The 16459-nt window shown below is 61.9% G+C and carries 15 protein-coding genes; 4 read left to right on the top strand and 11 right to left on the bottom strand.

From position 1 onward, the window contains the following. Window positions 1-54: 54 nt before the first annotated feature. Window positions 55-918: a universal stress protein gene (locus tag RGM2987_RS19905; protein WP_245144539.1), complete on the bottom strand. Its 864-nt coding sequence runs from the start codon at window positions 916-918 to the stop codon at window positions 55-57. Between the two features lie 176 nt (window positions 919-1094). Here RGM2987_RS19905 and miaE point away from each other — a divergent pair, with 176 nt between their 5' ends. Further along, entirely contained in the window at window positions 1095-1700 is a 606-nt protein-coding gene (gene miaE / locus RGM2987_RS19900; RefSeq protein WP_245144538.1) for a tRNA isopentenyl-2-thiomethyl-A-37 hydroxylase MiaE, read from the top strand. Between the two features lie 136 nt (window positions 1701-1836). On the opposite strand, the gene RGM2987_RS19895 is transcribed toward miaE, so the two are convergent. The 3 genes from RGM2987_RS19895 to RGM2987_RS19885 form a co-directional block, all read right to left on the bottom strand. Further along, window positions 1837-2325, bottom strand: a complete 489-nt coding sequence (locus RGM2987_RS19895; RefSeq protein WP_245144537.1) for a GFA family protein — start codon at window positions 2323-2325, stop codon at window positions 1837-1839. 221 nt (window positions 2326-2546) lie between these two features. Continuing rightward, window positions 2547-3173, bottom strand: a complete 627-nt coding sequence (locus RGM2987_RS19890; protein ID WP_245144535.1) for a DNA-3-methyladenine glycosylase — start codon at window positions 3171-3173, stop codon at window positions 2547-2549. Between the two features lie 23 nt (window positions 3174-3196). Further along, a complete protein-coding gene (locus tag RGM2987_RS19885; protein ID WP_245144533.1) occupies window positions 3197-4279 on the bottom strand; it encodes a trifunctional transcriptional activator/DNA repair protein Ada/methylated-DNA--[protein]-cysteine S-methyltransferase in 1083 nt (360 codons plus the stop codon). 145 nt (window positions 4280-4424) lie between these two features. Between RGM2987_RS19885 and RGM2987_RS19880 the strand changes: the two genes are divergently transcribed. Together RGM2987_RS19880 and RGM2987_RS19875 are read left to right on the top strand one after the other, a co-directional pair. After that, window positions 4425-4940 carry a hypothetical protein gene (locus tag RGM2987_RS19880; RefSeq protein ID WP_245144585.1) on the top strand — a complete coding sequence of 172 codons (516 nt, stop codon included), beginning with the start codon at window positions 4425-4427 and terminating at the stop codon, window positions 4938-4940. A gap of 148 nt (window positions 4941-5088) precedes the next feature. After that, window positions 5089-5676, top strand: coding sequence for a LysE family translocator (locus RGM2987_RS19875; protein ID WP_245144529.1), 588 nt, complete (start codon window positions 5089-5091; stop codon window positions 5674-5676). A 155-nt stretch (window positions 5677-5831) separates the two neighbouring features. On the opposite strand, the gene RGM2987_RS19870 is transcribed toward RGM2987_RS19875, so the two are convergent. Further along, window positions 5832-6656: an AraC family transcriptional regulator gene (locus tag RGM2987_RS19870; RefSeq protein ID WP_245144527.1), complete on the bottom strand. Its 825-nt coding sequence runs from the start codon at window positions 6654-6656 to the stop codon at window positions 5832-5834. A 138-nt stretch (window positions 6657-6794) separates the two neighbouring features. Here RGM2987_RS19870 and RGM2987_RS19865 point away from each other — a divergent pair, with 138 nt between their 5' ends. Then, a complete protein-coding gene (locus RGM2987_RS19865; protein WP_245144526.1) occupies window positions 6795-7757 on the top strand; it encodes a sensor domain-containing diguanylate cyclase in 963 nt (320 codons plus the stop codon). A gap of 443 nt (window positions 7758-8200) precedes the next feature. On the opposite strand, the gene fabI is transcribed toward RGM2987_RS19865, so the two are convergent. Genes fabI through RGM2987_RS19835 form a run of 6 tightly spaced genes read right to left on the bottom strand, consistent with a single transcriptional unit; the run spans window position 8201 to window position 16407 of the window. Continuing rightward, window positions 8201-8995, bottom strand: coding sequence for an enoyl-ACP reductase FabI (fabI, locus tag RGM2987_RS19860; protein ID WP_245144525.1), 795 nt, complete (start codon window positions 8993-8995; stop codon window positions 8201-8203). 19 nt (window positions 8996-9014) lie between these two features. Then, complete coding sequence (locus RGM2987_RS19855) at window positions 9015-10625, bottom strand: ABC transporter ATP-binding protein (protein ID WP_245144524.1); 1611 nt, start codon at window positions 10623-10625, stop codon at window positions 9015-9017. A 1-nt stretch (window position 10626) separates the two neighbouring features. Next, window positions 10627-11646, bottom strand: coding sequence for an ABC transporter permease (locus RGM2987_RS19850; RefSeq protein WP_245144523.1), 1020 nt, complete (start codon window positions 11644-11646; stop codon window positions 10627-10629). 1 nt (window position 11647) lies between these two features. Next, window positions 11648-12721, bottom strand: coding sequence for a microcin C ABC transporter permease YejB (locus tag RGM2987_RS19845; RefSeq protein ID WP_245144521.1), 1074 nt, complete (start codon window positions 12719-12721; stop codon window positions 11648-11650). A gap of 3 nt (window positions 12722-12724) precedes the next feature. Continuing rightward, window positions 12725-14578 carry an extracellular solute-binding protein gene (locus RGM2987_RS19840; RefSeq protein ID WP_245144519.1) on the bottom strand — a complete coding sequence of 618 codons (1854 nt, stop codon included), beginning with the start codon at window positions 14576-14578 and terminating at the stop codon, window positions 12725-12727. Next, window positions 14575-16407 (bottom strand): extracellular solute-binding protein, encoded by a 1833-nt coding sequence (locus tag RGM2987_RS19835; RefSeq protein ID WP_245144518.1) that lies wholly within the window; start codon window positions 16405-16407, stop codon window positions 14575-14577. Before RGM2987_RS19835 ends, RGM2987_RS19840 begins: the two co-directional genes overlap by 4 nt. Window positions 16408-16459: the final 52 nt, after the last annotated feature.

The following is a 16459-nucleotide window of genomic DNA, read 5'->3' as shown; positions in this document are numbered from 1 at the left end:
GTCGCTTCGCAACCCAGCGGGAGCAAGCTTCCTCGCCACAAAAGCGAATTCGCTTTATTCCTTCACCGCCAGCTCCACCAGATGATCCTCGACCTCCTGGGGCTTGAGCACCAGCACGTCGCTTTCCAACGTATCGAGCACCGCTTCGGCGGTATTGCCGATCAAGACCCCTGACAACCCCGAGCGCGCCACCGTGCCGATCACCGTCACTGCCGCGTGCAGCTTGTTGGCCATGAACGGAATCAGCACGTCCGCCGGGCCCTCTTCGATGTGCAGGTGCTGGTCATCGATGTCGAATTCGGCCTGGAACGCCCGGCACTGTTCGCGGTAGCGGGCCTCGATGGTTTCCTTGAGCTGGAACGTCGGGTCGGCCGCCGACAGCATCGGCGAGGGATGGGCGCTGATCACGTGAAGATGGGCTTTTGCCAGGCTGGCGATGTCGTAGCCGTGGTCGATGATGGTGTTGTGCAAGTGGCGGTGCTCGCCGTCGGCGTTGCCGACATCGACCGCTGCCAGGATCACCCGGTCTCTCCACGAACCGGCGGTCTTTACCAGCAGCACCGGGGTCGGGCAATGGCGCAACAGTTTCCAGTCGCTCGGCGTCAGCAGGGCTTTTTTCAACGGGCTGTCGGGGAAGTGCTGCTTGATCACCAGGCCACAGCCTTCGGCCTGCTGCACGTCGATGATGGTTTCGTACAGGCTTTCGTTCCAGGCCTGCTCGGTGGTCACGCTGTAGCCATCGGCTTGCAGCGCGCCTTTGAGCACGCTGAGCAGGCTGGCATGGTCATGCCGCTTGTCGCACACCAGCAGGTGCAGGTGGGCCTGGGTCACCCCGGCGATCAGCTTGGCGCGCTTGAGCGCCAGACTTTCCGAATGTTCGGGCTCGATGACCACCAGAATGCTGCGAATGGCTTGCATGATCGGCGTCTCCATCAATAAGAGGCATGGCGTTGCTCAACTATAGTTGCTATGGGCAGTCTAGTTGTTGTGCAGGAGTCGTCGACTTGATGCATATCAACAGCGGTGGCTGGTGGTCTCGGGGTAGGCCGGTATAATCGGCGCCCTTCGCTCGATTACCTTTTACCGTGAGCCCGATGATCCTTCCCGAAATCCATGAGTTCCTTGGCTGCCGCACCCCGGATGCCTGGGTCCAGGCCGCGCTGGCCGACCAGGAAACGCTGCTGATCGACCACAAGAACTGCGAGTTCAAGGCCGCCAGCACCGCCCTGAGCCTGATCGCCAAGTACCATTCCCATGTCGACCTGATCAACATGATGTCGCGCCTGGCCCGGGAAGAACTGGTGCATCACGAGCAGGTCATGCGCCTGATGAAAAAGCGCAAGGTCGGCTTGCGCCAGCTTTCCGCCGGGCGTTATGCCTCAGGACTGCGCAAAGTGGTGCGCAGCCACGAACCGGTCAAGCTGGTGGACACCCTGGTGGTCGGCGCCTTTATCGAAGCCCGCAGTTGCGAGCGTTTCGAAGCGCTGGTGCCGCATCTGGACGAAGAACTGGGAAAATTCTATTTTGGCCTGCTGAAAAGCGAGGCCCGGCATTTCCAGGGTTACCTGAAACTGGCCTACCAGTACGGCGATGCCAAGGACATCGCCCAGGTGATCGACAAGGTCCGCGAGGCCGAGCGTGAGTTGATCGAGTCGGTGGATGTGGAGTTTCGGTTTCACAGTGGGGTGCCTGCGGTATAGAGGTGCCTGTATTGGCGCTATCGCGAGCAGGCTCGCTCCCACATGGGTTCTGGGTAGTTCATAGATTCTGTGTTCACCACCAATCCCCTGTGGGAGCGAGCTTGCTCGCGATGGGGCCCTATGTCGCGCTGCATCTCTAAGCTGTTAAACCCAAGCGCTCATGCCACTGGGCAATGGATTCCTCCGGATAACCCTCGAACTGTTGGTCACCCGGATGCGCCTCGACCTCGACCCACGGCGCCTTGGAGCCGAGCATCAGGTGAGTGTGTTCCGGCGGCACGGGCAACGGCGTGTCGATGGCTGAGGCAAAAGGGTGGATCAGTTCCGGCCATTGTGGGCTGAACAGCCATAAACCCGAGCCACACAGGGAACAGAAATGCCGTTCGGCGCTGCTGCGGTGGGCGCGCTTTTCACCTTCTGCCTTGAGCCGCGCGTGATAGATCGAGATGTGCTTGCGGCCGCGCACTTTCAGGCTTTTGGCATCGCCCCCCAGGTTGATCGCAAAACCGCCGCCGCCCTGGGTCTTGCGACAGATCGAGCAGTAGCAGCGCTGGTAAGGGTAGGGATGGGCACTGGTGAGGCTGAACGACACCGCGCCGCAGTGGCAGGATCCTTCGAGGTGCATGGGGACCTCCGGTTGGAAAGGGTTGGGCTCGGGAGAGCCTGGACGCCCAGTTTGCAGTCAGTGAAATCACCTGGGACAGCACCGGCCCCTTCGCGAGCAAGCCCGCTCCCACACTGTCCACTGACTGGCACAGAATTCTGCCTGACGCAAAACCCAGTGGGAGCGAGCTTGCCCGCGAAGAGGCCGGCACAGCCACCCCTGCAAGAGGGCACAATGAACGATCACGCGGTACCGCGGCCAGGCACCCGCCACAAATACCACGCCGCCACCGTCCGATGCGGACTCCAGGCCAGGCCGATGTCGATCATCTGCCGGCGGCTGGGTTGCTGTTCCAGTCCCTTTAGCCGGCGATAACCTTCACGTACGCCAAAATCATCGACCGGCAGGATGTCCGGTCGTTCCAGGCTGTAGATCAACAGCATCTCCACCGTCCAGCGGCCGACCCCGCGCAAGGTGACCAAGCGCTCGATCAATTGCTCATCTTCCATGGCCAGCGCGCTGGCGTAGTCCGGTATCACCCCGTCCAGCGCCGCCTGGGCGATGCCCTGGATGGTTGCGATCTTGCTGGCGGAGAATCCGCAGCCGCGCATCCGCTCGAAATCCGTCGCCAGGATCTGTTCGGGGCTGGGAAAGTCCTGCTCGGGAAACAGTGCCAACAGCCTGCCGAAAATCGCATCGCCGGCCTTGGCGTGCAATTGCTGATAGGCGATGGAGCGCACCAGCACCTCATAGGGGTCACGGGCCGGCTTGGGCTGTAGCAGGCAGGGGCCGACCGTTTCGACGTGGCGCCGCCAGTCTTCGTCGAGGCTTGCCAGGAAGACACTGGCATCGTGGTACGGCACGGGCATCGGTTTTTCGCTCTGCGGGTCGATCAAAATGCCAGGGGCAGCGTTACCTGCACCGCGGCTTTTTCCAGTCGCAACAAAAACGCTTTGCGCGGTTGCCCGCCACCATAACCGGTCAGCGACCCATCGGCACCGATCACCCGATGGCAGGGAATGACAATCGCCAGGCGATTTTGCCCGTTGGCCAGCCCGACGGCACGACTGGCGCCGGGGCTGCCCAGGGCACTGGCGATGGCGCCGTAGCTGCGGGTTTCGCCATAGGGAATTGCTTGCAGCTGCGCCCAGACCCGCACGGCGAAGGCGCTGCCGGGCATGTGCAGCGGGACGCTGAATGCGGTGAGCTTGCCGGCGAAGTAATCGGCCAGCTCGGTTTCGATCTGCTGCAAATGCGCGTTATGCCCCGGGGCGACGGTGTAGCCATAGCGCTGCTGCAACTCTTCGATCTCCCGGGTCAGGGCCGGGCGGTCGAGGAATTCCAGCAGTACCAGCCCGCGTTGCTCGGCCATCGCCAGCATCGGCCCCAGGGGCGTGGTCAAGCGAGTGAACAACAACGGTTCGCTGAGGGCGGCCCGGCCTGGGGTGATGTGGAAGGATTTTACGAAGGCGTCCCGAAAGCCGCTCAGCGACTCGTAGCCGGAGTCGAATGCCGCGTGGTCGATGGAGCTGCCTTGCTTGATGCCGCCCAGGGCGATACCCAGGCGGCGGGTGCGCAGGTACGCGTGGAAAGTCATGCCGAAATGCTGCTTGAACCAGCGCCGCAATTTCAGCGGTTCGATGCCTTGCTCCAGCAACAGGGCGTCGGTCCAGCGTTGCTCGGGCTCGGCGTCCACGGCCTTGAGCAGCGCCTGGACCCAGTCCGGGGCGATGGCGGCGGCATCCAGCGGTTTGCAGCGCAGGCAAGCGCGGTAGCCGGCCGACAGGGCTTCATCGGCATGGGCGAAGAATTCGACGTTCTGCTGTTTCGGCTTGCGCGCCGTGCAACTGGGGCGACAGAAAATACCGGTGGTCTTGACCGCAGTGAAGAACACCCCCTCGTAGGCGGTGTCTCGTTCGAGCATGGCGCGGACCATCTCGGCGTGGGGCGGGAGCAGCGAGTCTTGTAGGTTCATGGGGGAAGCATAAAGCCGACTCCGGGCGGGGCTCCACCGGAAAATCGACAGATAATTTTTTGCGCGTTGGTCGGGTGTTGGCGAACAAAAATTGAACCTTCAAGTCTTAAGGCTACACCCGTTGATTCGCAGTTCCGGAGGCTTCATGTCAAAACAAAAGAAATCCCTTATTGCGGTTGCCCTATGTGCCCTGGCGCTAGGCGCCAGCCCTTTGTTGCCTGCTGACTTATCGCCCATTGGGGCGAGCTACGCCGCCGGTGGCAATGGCGGTGGGGGCGGCAATGGCGGTGGCGGCGGAAATGGTGGTGGAAACGGTGGCGGCAATGGCGGCGGTCACGGTGGAGGCATCGGAGGCGGCCTCGGTGGAGGCCAGGACCACGGCAAGTCCGGCGATTCCAGCGGCATCGGCAAGGGGCTGGCCAGCGACCATGCCGGCACCCGTACTCGCGATCATGGCTTGAGTGGCAAGCACACCGGTACTACTCGCACCGACCGAACCAGCAAGGCTTCGCTCACCTCGGCCATCGCCAAGGATCGTGATACTCGTGGTCTGACCAAGGCATCGGCGATTTCCGCTGCGACGCCAGGCACCCACAACACCAAGGGGCTGACCAACGCGACGGACGCTTCGATCAAGAACGATCTAAAGAACGACCATTGATCCAGCAAGAAAAGCCGCGACACCCAACATGGGCGTCGCGGCTTTTTTATGCGCGCCTTGCTGCGAAACGGGCAGTTTTATTCAATACCTTGCCTGGGTGAAAAATTACCCTGATCACCTGTTTTCTGGTGATTTAGGAAGGTATGCAATGAGTCTGATTTTTTCCATGGCGGCATTTGCCCTGGTCGCCTCGATCACACCGGGGCCGGTCAACATCGTGGCTCTGAGTTCCGGGGCTCGCTACGGGTTTCGCGCGACGTTGCGCCATGTGGGTGGCGCGACGCTGGGGTTTGTCCTGCTGTTGGTGCTGATGGGCCTGGGGTTGCATGAAGTGCTGCAACGCTGGCCAAGCCTCACGCGTGTGGTGCAACTGGGGGGCGTCGGCTTTCTGCTGTTTATGGCCTGGAAACTGGCGATGGATAACGGCCATCTGGGCGGCGCCGACGAGGGGCGGGCGCCCTCGATGTTCTACGGCGCGCTGATGCAATGGCTCAACCCCAAGGCCTGGCTGGCCTGCGTCGCGGGGATGGGCGCCTTCGTCGCCGATGGTGAGGCGCGGCTGGTCTGGCAGTTCGCGGCGATTTATCTGGTGATCTGCTACGTCTCGGTGGGTTGCTGGGCCTATGCCGGAAGTTTTTTGCGCAGTTGGCTGGGCAATCCGTCGACCATGCGCCTGTTCAACCGGGTGATGGCGGCATTGTTGGTGGTGAGCGCGGTTTATTTAGTGTTGCCTTGAATAAATCCGCTTCTGTGGCGAGGGAGCTTGCTCCCGCTGGGTTGCGAAGCAACCCCCGCTTTTTTAATCCCTGCACAACCAACGCGCCTGCTGCGCAGTCGAGCGGGAGCAAGCTCCCTCGCCACGGGTATCTGTTTAGACCAGAAATCGCTGCATCAGCCGCGATATTGCCCAGGCGTCGCCGCCAGATGCTGCTTGAACGCCCGTTGGAAATGCGCCTGGTCGGCAAACCCACTGTCCAGCGCCACATCGGCGATCAGCTTGCCTTCGCGCAGTTGGCGGCGGGCGAACTGGATCCGGCGGTTGACCAGGAAGGCGTGGGGCGTCATGCCGTAATGGCGCTTGAAGGCTCGGCTCAGGTACGACGGTGACAGTTGCGCGGCGGCGCAGATGTCTTCGAGTTTCAAGGCTTCGCAGCAATGGTCATGGATGAACTGCGCGGCCCGCATCAGTCCAGGATGGCTGCCGCGGTCCGGACGTCCGGCGGGGTTGAGTCGCTGTTGCAGGTCGCTGAAAAACGCCTCGACGGCGGCCTGTTTGTGGCGCGGGTCGAGTTGTTCGTCCACCAGTTGTCCGTACAGCCCTTGCAAGGTGCCAAACAATTCTGCGTCGCGGCTGTGGGTCGTGGCAAAGGCCTGGAAGTCCAGGGTTTCGTCGAAGCCGATACGGCGTTGCAAGTCGCGCAGCCACTGGGTATCAACGTACAGCATCACGTACGACCAGGGTTGATCGTCGATCGGGTTGCAGGCGTGGACATCGCCGGGGTTCATCAGCACCACGGTGCCGGCCTCGACCTGGAAGTGCGATCGCTCGTGGACATAAGTGCTGCGCCCGGCGGTGATCGCGCCGATGGAGAAGTGATCATGGGAGTGGCGTCCATAGCAGACCTTGCGCCCATCGGCGATCGCCCGGGCCTCGATGAAGGGCAGGGCCGCGTCGCGCCAGAAACGTGGGGCAGCGTCATGGGGGGCATGCTTCATCGGTCAAGGTCCTCGTCGTGCATCATGCATCGTGCTTCAGTGTATTAGCCCTCGCCGGCAAATGCCCGTTGGATTTGCCGTTTGAAGTGCGATAGGCCTGGACTAGACTTCAGCAGTCTGCCCCCACAGGAATTGTCGATGCCCGCGCCTGGTAAGCCTGAAAATGACGCCACTCGGCTCAACAGCCTGCACTCGCTCAAGCTGCTCGATACCGCGCCCGAAGAACGGTTCGACCGTCTGACGCGGCTTGCCCGGCGTCTGTTCGATGTGCCGATTGCATTGGTGACCCTGGTGGACACCAACCGCCTGTGGTTCAAGTCCAGCGCCGGCCTGGACAGCCGCGAGTGCGGGCGCGATGTTTCATTCTGTGGGCACGCCATTCTGCAGGACCAAATCATGGAGGTGTGCGACACACATCAGGACGAGCGGTTTCACGACAACCCGTTTGTCACGGACCACCCCGGTATCCGCTTTTATGCCGGGCAGCCGTTGGGGCTCGCTGACGGCAGTAAGCTCGGTACGTTGTGCCTGCTCGACACCCGGCCGCGCAAGCTCAACGACGAGGAGCGCGAATTGCTGCGCGACTTGGCGCGCATGGCCGAGGAGGAAATGATCGCCGTGCAGATGGCGAGCATGGACGAATTGACGCTGCTGTCCAATCGGCGCGGCTTCAGGACGTTGGCCCAACATGCGCTGGACGTATGCGCACGCCTGTCCCGTCCGGCGACGCTGCTGTTCTTCGATCTCAATGATTTCAAACCCATCAACGACCGCTTCGGCCACGCCGAGGGCGACGCGGCGCTGAAGACTTTCGCCGACGTGCTGCGCATCGCCTTTCGCGAAAGCGACGTGATCGGGCGCTTGGGTGGTGATGAATTCGTGGCGCTGCTCACTGGCTCGTCCCACTTGGAAACCACTGCGATCATGGCCCGCCTGCGGGAAATCCTCGACGAGCGCAACGCGACCTTGCAGCGCGGCTACGACATCCGCTTCAGCGTGGGCCAGATCGAATACGACCCATCGCGCCATGAGTCCATCGACAGCCTCATGGCCGACGCCGATGCGGCGATGTACGCCCAGAAGCAGGCGGTACGCGGGTAACAAAGCGAGGCTTGCCCGCGACGGCGGTACATTCAAAATCGACGCACGCTGATCCATCGCTATCGCGAGCAGGCTCGCTCCCACAGGATCTGAGGCATGCGCACAATCTTCAGCCAAACAAAATCCCCCTGTGGGAGCGGGCTTGCCCGCGAAGGCTCAGGCACATTCAACATTTGTGCTGGTTGACACGCCGCTATCGCGAGCAAGCCCGCTCCCACAAAGGAGCTGTGTTGACCGCCGAGCCCACAGACACCCGAGAACCCATGTGGGAGCGGGCTTGCCCGCGAAGACTAGGGCAGATTCAACATTTGTGCTGGCTGAGACACCGCCATCGCGAGCAAGCTCGCTCCCACAGGGGGGCGGTAACGGAACAGTTGGCAATAAAAAACGCCGCTTGCCCTGTCCAGGTCAAGCGGCGTTTCTACGCAGCGGTGCGCTGAAGATTACTCTTCGATGTTGCCCATGGCGGTGGTGTTGAAGCCGCCGTCCACGTACATGATTTCACCGCTGATGCCCGAGGCCAGGTCGGAGCACAGGAAGGCGCCGGCGTTGCCGACTTCTTCGATGGTGACGTTGCGACGCAGCGGGGTTTGCGCTTCGTTGGCGGCCAGCATCTTGCGGAAGTTCTTGATGCCGGAGGCGGCGAGGGTGCGGATCGGGCCGGCCGAGACTGCGTTGACGCGGGTGCCGTCCGGGCCCAGGGAGCCGGCCAGGTAGCGTACGCCGGCTTCCAGGGAAGCCTTGGCCATGCCCATCACGTTGTAGTTCGGCATGGTGCGCTCGGCGCCCAGGTACGACAGGGTCAGCAGGCTGCCGTTGCGGCCTTTCATCATTTCGCGACCGGCCTTGGCCAGGGCCACGAAGCTGTAGGCGCTGATGTCGTGGGCGATGCGGAAACCTTCACGGGTGGTGGCTTCGGTGAAGTCGCCGTCCAGTTGGTCGCCCGGGGCGAAGCCCACGGAGTGCACGATACAGTCCAGGCCATCCCACTTCTTGCTCAGTTGCTCGAAGACCTTGGCGATTTCTTCGTCGCTGGCCACATCGCACGGGAAGCACAGCTCCGGGCTCGAACCCCAGCCTTGCGCGAACTCTTCGACACGACCCTTGAGTTTGTCGTTCTGATAAGTGAAGGCAAGTTCAGCGCCCTCGCGATGCATGGCGGCAGCGATGCCGGATGCGATGGACAGCTTGCTGGCGACACCGACGATCAGTACGCGCTTACCGGCGAGAAAACCCATGTGTTGCTCCTCTTTCAGGTTATTCGGCAGTTGTTGGGGCCAGGAAGGCGGCCTCCAGCAACTGCTGTGTATAGGGGTGCTGCGGCGCGGCGAATATGCTGCGGGCATCACCTTGTTCGACCACTTGGCCATGCTTGACCACCATCAGCTGGTGGCTCAGCGCTTTGACGACAGCCAGGTCATGGCTGATAAACAGATACGTCAGGTTGTACTTGGTTTGCAGCGACCGTAACAGCTCCACCACCTGGCGTTGCACGGTACGGTCCAGGGCCGACGTGGGTTCATCCAGCAGGATCAACGCCGGCTTGAGCACCAGGGCCCGGGCAATGGCGATACGCTGCCGTTGCCCTCCGGAAAATTCATGGGGGTAGCGGTTCCGGGTGTCCGGATCCAGGCCTACCTCCTTCAATGCCGCGATTATCGCTTGTTCCCGCTCGGCTTCGGTGCCGATCCCATGGATCCGCAGGCCTTCGCCGACAATCTGGCTCACGCACATCCGTGGGCTCAGGCTGCCGAACGGGTCCTGAAAGACCACTTGCATCTCCCGGCGCAGCGGTCGCACCTGTTGCTGCGTCAGGCCGTCCAGCGCCTGGCCTTCGAAGCGGATCCCGCCCTGGCTGCCGATCAACCGCAAGATCGCCAGCCCCAGGGTGGACTTGCCCGAACCACTTTCGCCGACGATGCCCAGGGTCTGGCCCTGGGGCAGGCTGAAGCGGATACCGTCCACGGCCTTGATGTAGTCTACCGTGCGTTTGAACAGGCCTTTCTTGACCGGGAACCAGACTTTCAGGTCCTCGACCTCCAGCAATGGCGGCCCGACCACGTTACTTGCCGGGGTGCCGCTGGGCTCGGCGCCCAGCAGTTCCCGAGTGTACGGATGCTGCGGTGCGCGGAACAAGTCTTCGCACGATGCCTGTTCGACGATGCAACCGCGCTGCATGACACATACGCGATGCGCAATTCTTCGCACCAGGTTCAAATCGTGGCTGATCAGCAGCAGCGACATGCCCAATCGTGCCTGCAATTGCTTGAGCAATTCGAGGATTTTCAGCTGGACGGTGACGTCCAGGGCCGTGGTCGGTTCGTCGGCGATCAGCAGTTCCGGCTCGTTGGCCAGGGCCATGGCGATCATCACCCGTTGGCGCTGGCCGCCGGACAGTTCATGGGGCAGGGCCTTGAGGCGCTTGTGCGGTTCTGGGATGCCCACCAGTTCCAGCAGTTCGAGGGTGCGGCGGGTCGCGACCTTGCCGGTCAGGCCCTTGTGGATGCCAAGCACTTCATTGATCTGTTTTTCAATGCAGTGCAGTGGATTGAGCGAGGTCATCGGCTCCTGGAAAATCATCGCGATCCGGTTGCCGCGGATGTGGCGGATGGTTTTTTCCTTCAGGCCCAGCAGATCCTGGCCGGCGTACTGAATGCTGCCGCTGGGATGATGGGCCAGCGGGTAGGGCAGCAAGCGCAGGATCGAGTGGGCGGTGACCGACTTGCCGGAGCCGCTTTCCCCAACCAGGGCCAGGGTTTCGCCGCGCTTGATGTCGAAACTGACGCCTTCGACCACCCGTTGGCGCCGTTCGCCGACGATGAATTCCACCGCCAGGTCGCGGACTTCGATCAGATTATCCTGGTTCATTTCACTTCCTCGGATCGAAGGCATCGCGAGCGGACTCGCCAATGAACACCAACAGGCTCAACATCAGCGCCAGCACGGCGAACGCGCTGATGCCCAGCCACGGCGCCTGGAGATTGGATTTGCCCTGGGCCACCAGTTCGCCCAGGGACGGCGCGCCTGGCGGCAGGCCGAAGCCGAGGAAGTCCAGGGCGGTGAGGGTGCCGATGGCGCCGGTGAGAATGAATGGCATGAAGGTCATGGTCGAGACCATGGCATTGGGCAGGATGTGGCGGAACATGATCGCGCCGTTCTGCATGCCCAGCGCCCGTGCGGCGCGCACGTACTCCAGGTTGCGCCCGCGCAGGAACTCGGCGCGGACCACGTCCACCAGGCTCATCCAGGAAAACAGCAGCATGATGCCCAGCAGCCACCAGAAGTTGGGCTGCACGAAACTGGCCAGGATGATCAACAGGTAGAGCACCGGCAGCCCCGACCAGATCTCCAGGAAGCGCTGGCCGGCCAGGTCGACCCAGCCGCCGTAGAAGCCCTGCAGGGCGCCGGCGATCACCCCGATGATCGAGCTGAGCACCGTCAGGGTCAGGGCGAACAGCACCGAAATACGGAAGCCGTAGATCACCCGGGCCAGTACGTCGCGGCCCTGGTCATCGGTGCCCAGCCAGTTCATCGCCGAAGGTGGTGCCGGGGCCGGGACCTTCAGGTCATAGTTGATGCTCTGGTAGCTGAACGGGATCGGCGCCCACAGCACCCAGGCGTCCTTGGCGGCCAGCAGCTCACGGATGTACGGACTCTTGTAGTTGGCTTCCAGCGGAAATTCGCCGCCGAAGGTGGTTTCCGGATAGCGCTTGAGGGCCGGGAAGTACCAGCCATCGTCGTAGTGCACCACCAGCGGCTTGTCGTTGGCGATCAGTTCGGCGCCCAGGCTCAGCCCGAACAGGATCAGGAACAACCACAGCGACCACCAGCCACGCTTGTTGGCCTTGAACAGTTCGAAGCGCCGGCGATTGAGCGGGGACAGGTTCATCTCAATGCTCCCGGCTTTCGAAGTCGATGCGCGGATCGACGAAGGTGTAGGTCAGGTCGCCGATCAGTTTCACCACCAGCCCCAGCAGGGTGAAGATGAACAGCGTGCCGAACACCACCGGGTAATCGCGGTTGATCGCCGCTTCGAAACTCATCAGGCCCAGGCCGTCGAGGGAGAAGATCACTTCCACCAGCAAGGATCCGGTGAAGAAAATGCCGATGAACGCCGAAGGGAAACCGGCGATCACCAGCAGCATGGCGTTGCGGAACACATGACCGTAGAGCACCCGGTTGCGGGTCAGGCCCTTGGCCTTGGCGGTGACCACGTACTGCTTGTTGATTTCGTCGAGGAAGCTGTTTTTGGTCAACAGGGTCATGGTCGCGAAGTTGCCGATCACCAGCGCGGTCACCGGCAGGGCCAGGTGCCAGAAGTAGTCGAGGATCTTGCCGCCGAGGGTCAGCTGGTCGAAATTGTTCGAGGTCAGCCCGCGCAACGGGAACCAGTCGAAATAGCTGCCACCGGCGAACACCACGATCAGCAGGATAGCGAACAGGAATGAAGGAATTGCATAGCCGACGATGATCGCCGAACTGGTCCACACGTCGAAATGGCTACCATGGCGCGTGGCCTTGGCGATCCCCAGTGGGATCGACACCAGGTACATGATCAGCGTGCTCCACAGCCCGAGGGAAATGGACACCGGCATCTTTTCCTTGATCAGGTCGATGACCTTGGCGTCGCGGAAGAAGCTGTCGCCAAAATCCAGGTGGGCGTAGTTCTTGATCATGATCCACAGGCGTTCAGGCGCCGACTTGTCGAAGCCGTACATCCGCTCGATTTCCTTGACCAGCGCCGGGTCCAGGCCCTGGGCGCCACGGTAGGAGGAACCGGCCACCGAGACTTCCGCGCCGCCGCCGGCGATACGGCTGGTGGCGCCTTCAAACCCCTCGAGCTTGGCGATCATCTGCTCGACCGGCCCGCCGGGCGCGGCCTGGATGATCAGGAAGTTGATCAACAGGATGCCGAACAGGGTCGGAATGATCAGCAGCAGCCGCCGGAAAATATAAGCCAGCATCGGTTACTCCACGCTCGACGGAGCAGCGTTGTTCTGTTTTTCGATCACTTGTTTCACTTCTTCGGCAGGCTTGGTGTCCGGCTTGACCCACCATGTGGTGGTGCCGATGTCATAGGTTGGCGTGACTGTCGGATGACCGATATGGTTCCAGTAGGCCACGCGCCAGGTCTTGATGTGCCAGTTGGGGATCACGTAATAGCCCCATTGCAGCACTCGGTCCAGCGCTCGGGCATGGGCCACCAGGCTCTTGCGCGAATCGGCGTTGATCAGTTGCTCCACCAACTGGTCGACCGCCGGATCCTTCAGGCCCATGGTGTTGCGGCTGCCGGGCTTGTCGGCGGCGGCCGACATCCAGAATTCACGTTGCTCGTTGCCCGGCGAACTGGACTGCGGGAAGCTGCCCACCACCAGGTCGAAATCCCGCGAGCGCACGCGGTTGATGTATTGGGACACGTCCACCCGGCGGATCACCAGATCGATGCCCAGGTCGCTCAGGTTGCGCTTGAATGGCAGCAGCACCCGTTCGAATTCGGTCTGGGCCAGCAGGAATTCCAGCACCACCGGCTTGCCCTGGGCGTCGACCATCTTGTCGTCGACGATGCGCCAGCCGGCCTCTTGCAGCAGTTGGTAAGCCTTGCGCTGCTGGTCGCGAATCATCCCGCTGCCATCGCACATCGAGGGTTGGAACGCCTCGGTGAAGACCTGCTCGGGAATCTTGCCGCGCAGCGGTTCGAGAATTTTCAGCTCGTCTTCGCCGGGCAGGCCGGTGGCGGCCATTTCCGAGTTTTCAAAGTAACTGCGGGTGCGGGCGTAGGCGCTGTTGAACAGTTGCTTGTTGGTCCACTCGAAGTCCAGCAGCAGGCTCAGGGCCTTGCGCACCCGCACGTCCTGGAACACCGGACGGCGCAGGTTGAAGACAAAGCCCTGCATGCCGGTGGGGTTGCCGTTGGGAATCTGCTCCTTGATCAGCCGGCCTTCGGTGACGGCGGGGATGTTGTAGGCATTGGCCCAGTTCTTGGCCGTCATCTCCAGCCAGAAGTCGAACTGCCCGGCTTTCAGCGCCTCGACCGCGACGGTGTTGTCGCGGTAATAATCGGTGGTCAGCACGTCGAAGTTGTAGAAGCCGCGGTTGACCGGCAGGTCCTTGCCCCAGTAGTCCTTGACGCGCTCATAGCGGACCGAGCGCCCGGCCTTCACTTCGGCCACCCGGTACGGGCCACTGCCGAGGGGGATTTCCAGGTTGCCCTTGTTGAAGTCCCGGTCGGCCCACCAATGCTTGGGCAATACCGGCAGTTGGCCGAGGATCAGCGGCAGTTCGCGGTTATTGGTGTGCTTGAACTTGAACAGCACTTTGAGCGGGTCTTCGGCGATGACTTCGGCGACGTCGTTGTAATAGCCGCGAAACATCGGTGCGCCGTCCTTGGTCAGCGTCTGGAAGCTGAACACCACGTCTTCGGCGCGCACCGGGTGGCCGTCGTTGAAGCGGGCTTCGGGACGCAGGTAAAAGCGCACCCAGGCATTGTCCGGGGCCTTTTCGATTTTCTCGGCGACCAGGCCGTACTCGGTGAAGGGTTCGTCCAGGCCTTGCTTGGCCAGGGTGTCGTAGATCAGGCCGATGTCATCGGCCGGTACGCCTTTGCTGATGAACGGGTTGAGACTGTCGAAGCCGCCAAAGCCGCCCTGGCGGAAGATCCCGCCCTTGGGTGCATGGGGGTTCACGTAGTCGAAGTGCTTGAAGTCGGCCGGGTACTTCGGTGGTTCGTTGTACAGCGTCACGGCGTGCTGCGGCGCGGCACAGGCCAGCCCGGCGAACAGCAGGCCACTGGCCTGCAGGAGCAGGGCGCGAAAAGGCTTCATTGATCTTTCTCCGAAGATTTCAGCCACCATGCGCTCAGGCCCAGGGTATAGGGCGGCGTGGTGACGAAGGCGAACCGGTTGCGGTACGCCAGGCGATGATAGTTGAGATACCAGTTGGGAATGCAGTAGTGCTGCCACAGCAGCACCCGGTCGAGAGCTTTGCCGGCGGCGACCTGTTCGTCGCGGGTCTGAGCGGCCAGGAGTTTTTCCAGCAAGTGATCGACCACCGGGTTGGCGATCCCGGCGTAGTTTTTGCTGCCCTTGACCCCGACCTGGCTGGAATGAAAGTACTGCCACTGTTCAAGGCCCGGGCTGAGGGTCTGGTTCAGCGTTAGCAGGATCATGTCGAAGTCGAACTGGTCCAGGCGCTGTTTGTACTGGGCCCGGTCCACCGTGCGCAGCCGGGCCTGGATGCCGATACTGGCGAGGTTCTCGACGTAAGGCTGTAGGATCCGCTCAAGGTTCGGGTTCACCAGCAGGATTTCGAAACTCAGGGGCTGGCTATTGGCGTTCAGCAAGCGTTGGCCGTTGAGGGTCCAGCCGGCTTCCTTCAACAACCCCAGTGCCTTGCGCAAGGTTTCCCGGGGAATGCCGCGTCCTTCGGTGCGGGGCAGGCTGAAGGGTTCGGTGAGCAGGCGCGGCGGCAACTGGTCGCGATACGGCTTGAGCAGCAGCCATTCGTGGCCCACCGGAAGGCCGGTGGCAGAGAACTCACTGTTGGGGTAGTAGCTGAGGGTGCGTTTGTAGGCTCTGCTGAACAGCGTGCGGTTGGTCCACTCGAAATCGAACATCAGCCCCAGCGCTTCACGCACTTTCACCTCGGCAAAGGTGCTGCGCCGGGTGTTCATGAACAGGCCCTGGGTCTGGGTCGGGATCTGATGGGCAATCTGTGCCTTGATCACATCGCCGCGCTGGACCGCCGGGAAGTCATAGCCGTTGGCCCAGTTCTTGGCCTGGTGCTCGATGTAGATGTCGAATTCACCAGCCTTGAAGGCTTCGAAGGCGACGTCGCTGTCGCGGTAGAATTCCACCTCCATGCGGTCGAAGTTGTATTTGCCACGATTGACCGCCAGGTCCTTGCCCCAATAGTCCTTGACCCGTTCGAACACCAGTTGGCGACCGGGTTGCACCTTGGTTATACGGTAAGGCCCACTGCCCAGGGGCGGCTCGAAGGTCGTGGCCTTGAAGTCGCGGTCTTTCCAGTAGTGCTGGGGCAACACAGGCAACTCACCCAGGCGCAGGATCAGCAGTGGGTTGCCGGCGCGCTTGAAGACAAAGCGGATTTTCAGCGGATTGAGAATGTCGACCCGCAGCACTTCCTGCAGGTTGGTGCGATATTGCGGATGACCTTCCTTGAGCAGCGTCCGGTAGGAGAAGGCCACGTCGTAGGCGGTAATCGGCACCCCATCATGAAACCGCGCCTCGGGCCGCAGGTTGAACACTACCCAGCTGCGATCTTCGCTGTATTCCACCGACCGGGCGATCAAGCCGTAGCTCGACGTCGGCTCGTCGCCGGACGGCGCGTACTGGCCGGTGCCGACCATCAGCGGCTCGTTCAGCTCGTTGATGCCGTATTGCAGGAAATTCGGCGTGGATACCGGGCTGCTGCCCTTGAAGGTATACGGATTGAGCGTATCGAAGGTGCCAAATGCCATGACCCGCAAGGTACCGCCCTTGGGCGCTTGCGGATTGACCCAGTCGAAATGGGTAAATCTGGCCGGGTACTTGAGCGTACCGAACTGCGCGTAGCCATGGCTTTCGCTGATGGTTGCGCTGGCGGGGTAGCTCAAGGCCAGGCTGATCAGGAACAGGAGGAGGGGACGTATCAAGTCTGAGATCCGATCCAGGCGGCTTGGGCTTTTATGGCCCGTACAGTAACAG

Origin of the sequence: Pseudomonas sp. RGM2987, assembly GCF_022952855.1 — a bacterium.
Classification (GTDB): Bacteria; Pseudomonadota; Gammaproteobacteria; order Pseudomonadales; family Pseudomonadaceae; genus Aquipseudomonas.
The sequence above is the reverse complement of the archived record's forward strand: the minus strand, read 5'-3'. Positions and strand labels throughout refer to the sequence as shown.

Bases quoted from the DNA above. Each gene is read 5' to 3' on its own strand.
- RGM2987_RS19870 (WP_245144527.1), bottom strand. From the start codon at position 6,656: ATGAAGCATGCCCCCCATGACGCTGCCCCACGTTTCTGGCGCGACGCG.
- RGM2987_RS19855 (WP_245144524.1), bottom strand. From the start codon at position 10,625: ATGAACCAGGATAATCTGATCGAAGTCCGCGACCTGGCGGTGGAATTC.
- RGM2987_RS19840 (WP_245144519.1), bottom strand. From the start codon at position 14,578: ATGAAGCCTTTTCGCGCCCTGCTCCTGCAGGCCAGTGGCCTGCTGTTC.
- RGM2987_RS19865 (WP_245144526.1), top strand. From the start codon at position 6,795: ATGCCCGCGCCTGGTAAGCCTGAAAATGACGCCACTCGGCTCAACAGC.
- RGM2987_RS19890 (WP_245144535.1), bottom strand. From the start codon at position 3,173: ATGCCCGTGCCGTACCACGATGCCAGTGTCTTCCTGGCAAGCCTCGAC.
- RGM2987_RS19905 (WP_245144539.1), bottom strand. From the start codon at position 918: ATGCAAGCCATTCGCAGCATTCTGGTGGTCATCGAGCCCGAACATTCG.
- RGM2987_RS19895 (WP_245144537.1), bottom strand. From the start codon at position 2,325: ATGCACCTCGAAGGATCCTGCCACTGCGGCGCGGTGTCGTTCAGCCTC.
- RGM2987_RS19845 (WP_245144521.1), bottom strand. From the start codon at position 12,721: ATGCTGGCTTATATTTTCCGGCGGCTGCTGCTGATCATTCCGACCCTG.
- RGM2987_RS19850 (WP_245144523.1), bottom strand. From the start codon at position 11,646: ATGAACCTGTCCCCGCTCAATCGCCGGCGCTTCGAACTGTTCAAGGCC.
- miaE (WP_245144538.1), top strand. From the start codon at position 1,095: ATGATCCTTCCCGAAATCCATGAGTTCCTTGGCTGCCGCACCCCGGAT.
- RGM2987_RS19875 (WP_245144529.1), top strand. From the start codon at position 5,089: ATGAGTCTGATTTTTTCCATGGCGGCATTTGCCCTGGTCGCCTCGATC.
- fabI (WP_245144525.1), bottom strand. From the start codon at position 8,995: ATGGGTTTTCTCGCCGGTAAGCGCGTACTGATCGTCGGTGTCGCCAGC.
- RGM2987_RS19885 (WP_245144533.1), bottom strand. From the start codon at position 4,279: ATGAACCTACAAGACTCGCTGCTCCCGCCCCACGCCGAGATGGTCCGC.
- RGM2987_RS19880 (WP_245144585.1), top strand. From the start codon at position 4,425: ATGTCAAAACAAAAGAAATCCCTTATTGCGGTTGCCCTATGTGCCCTG.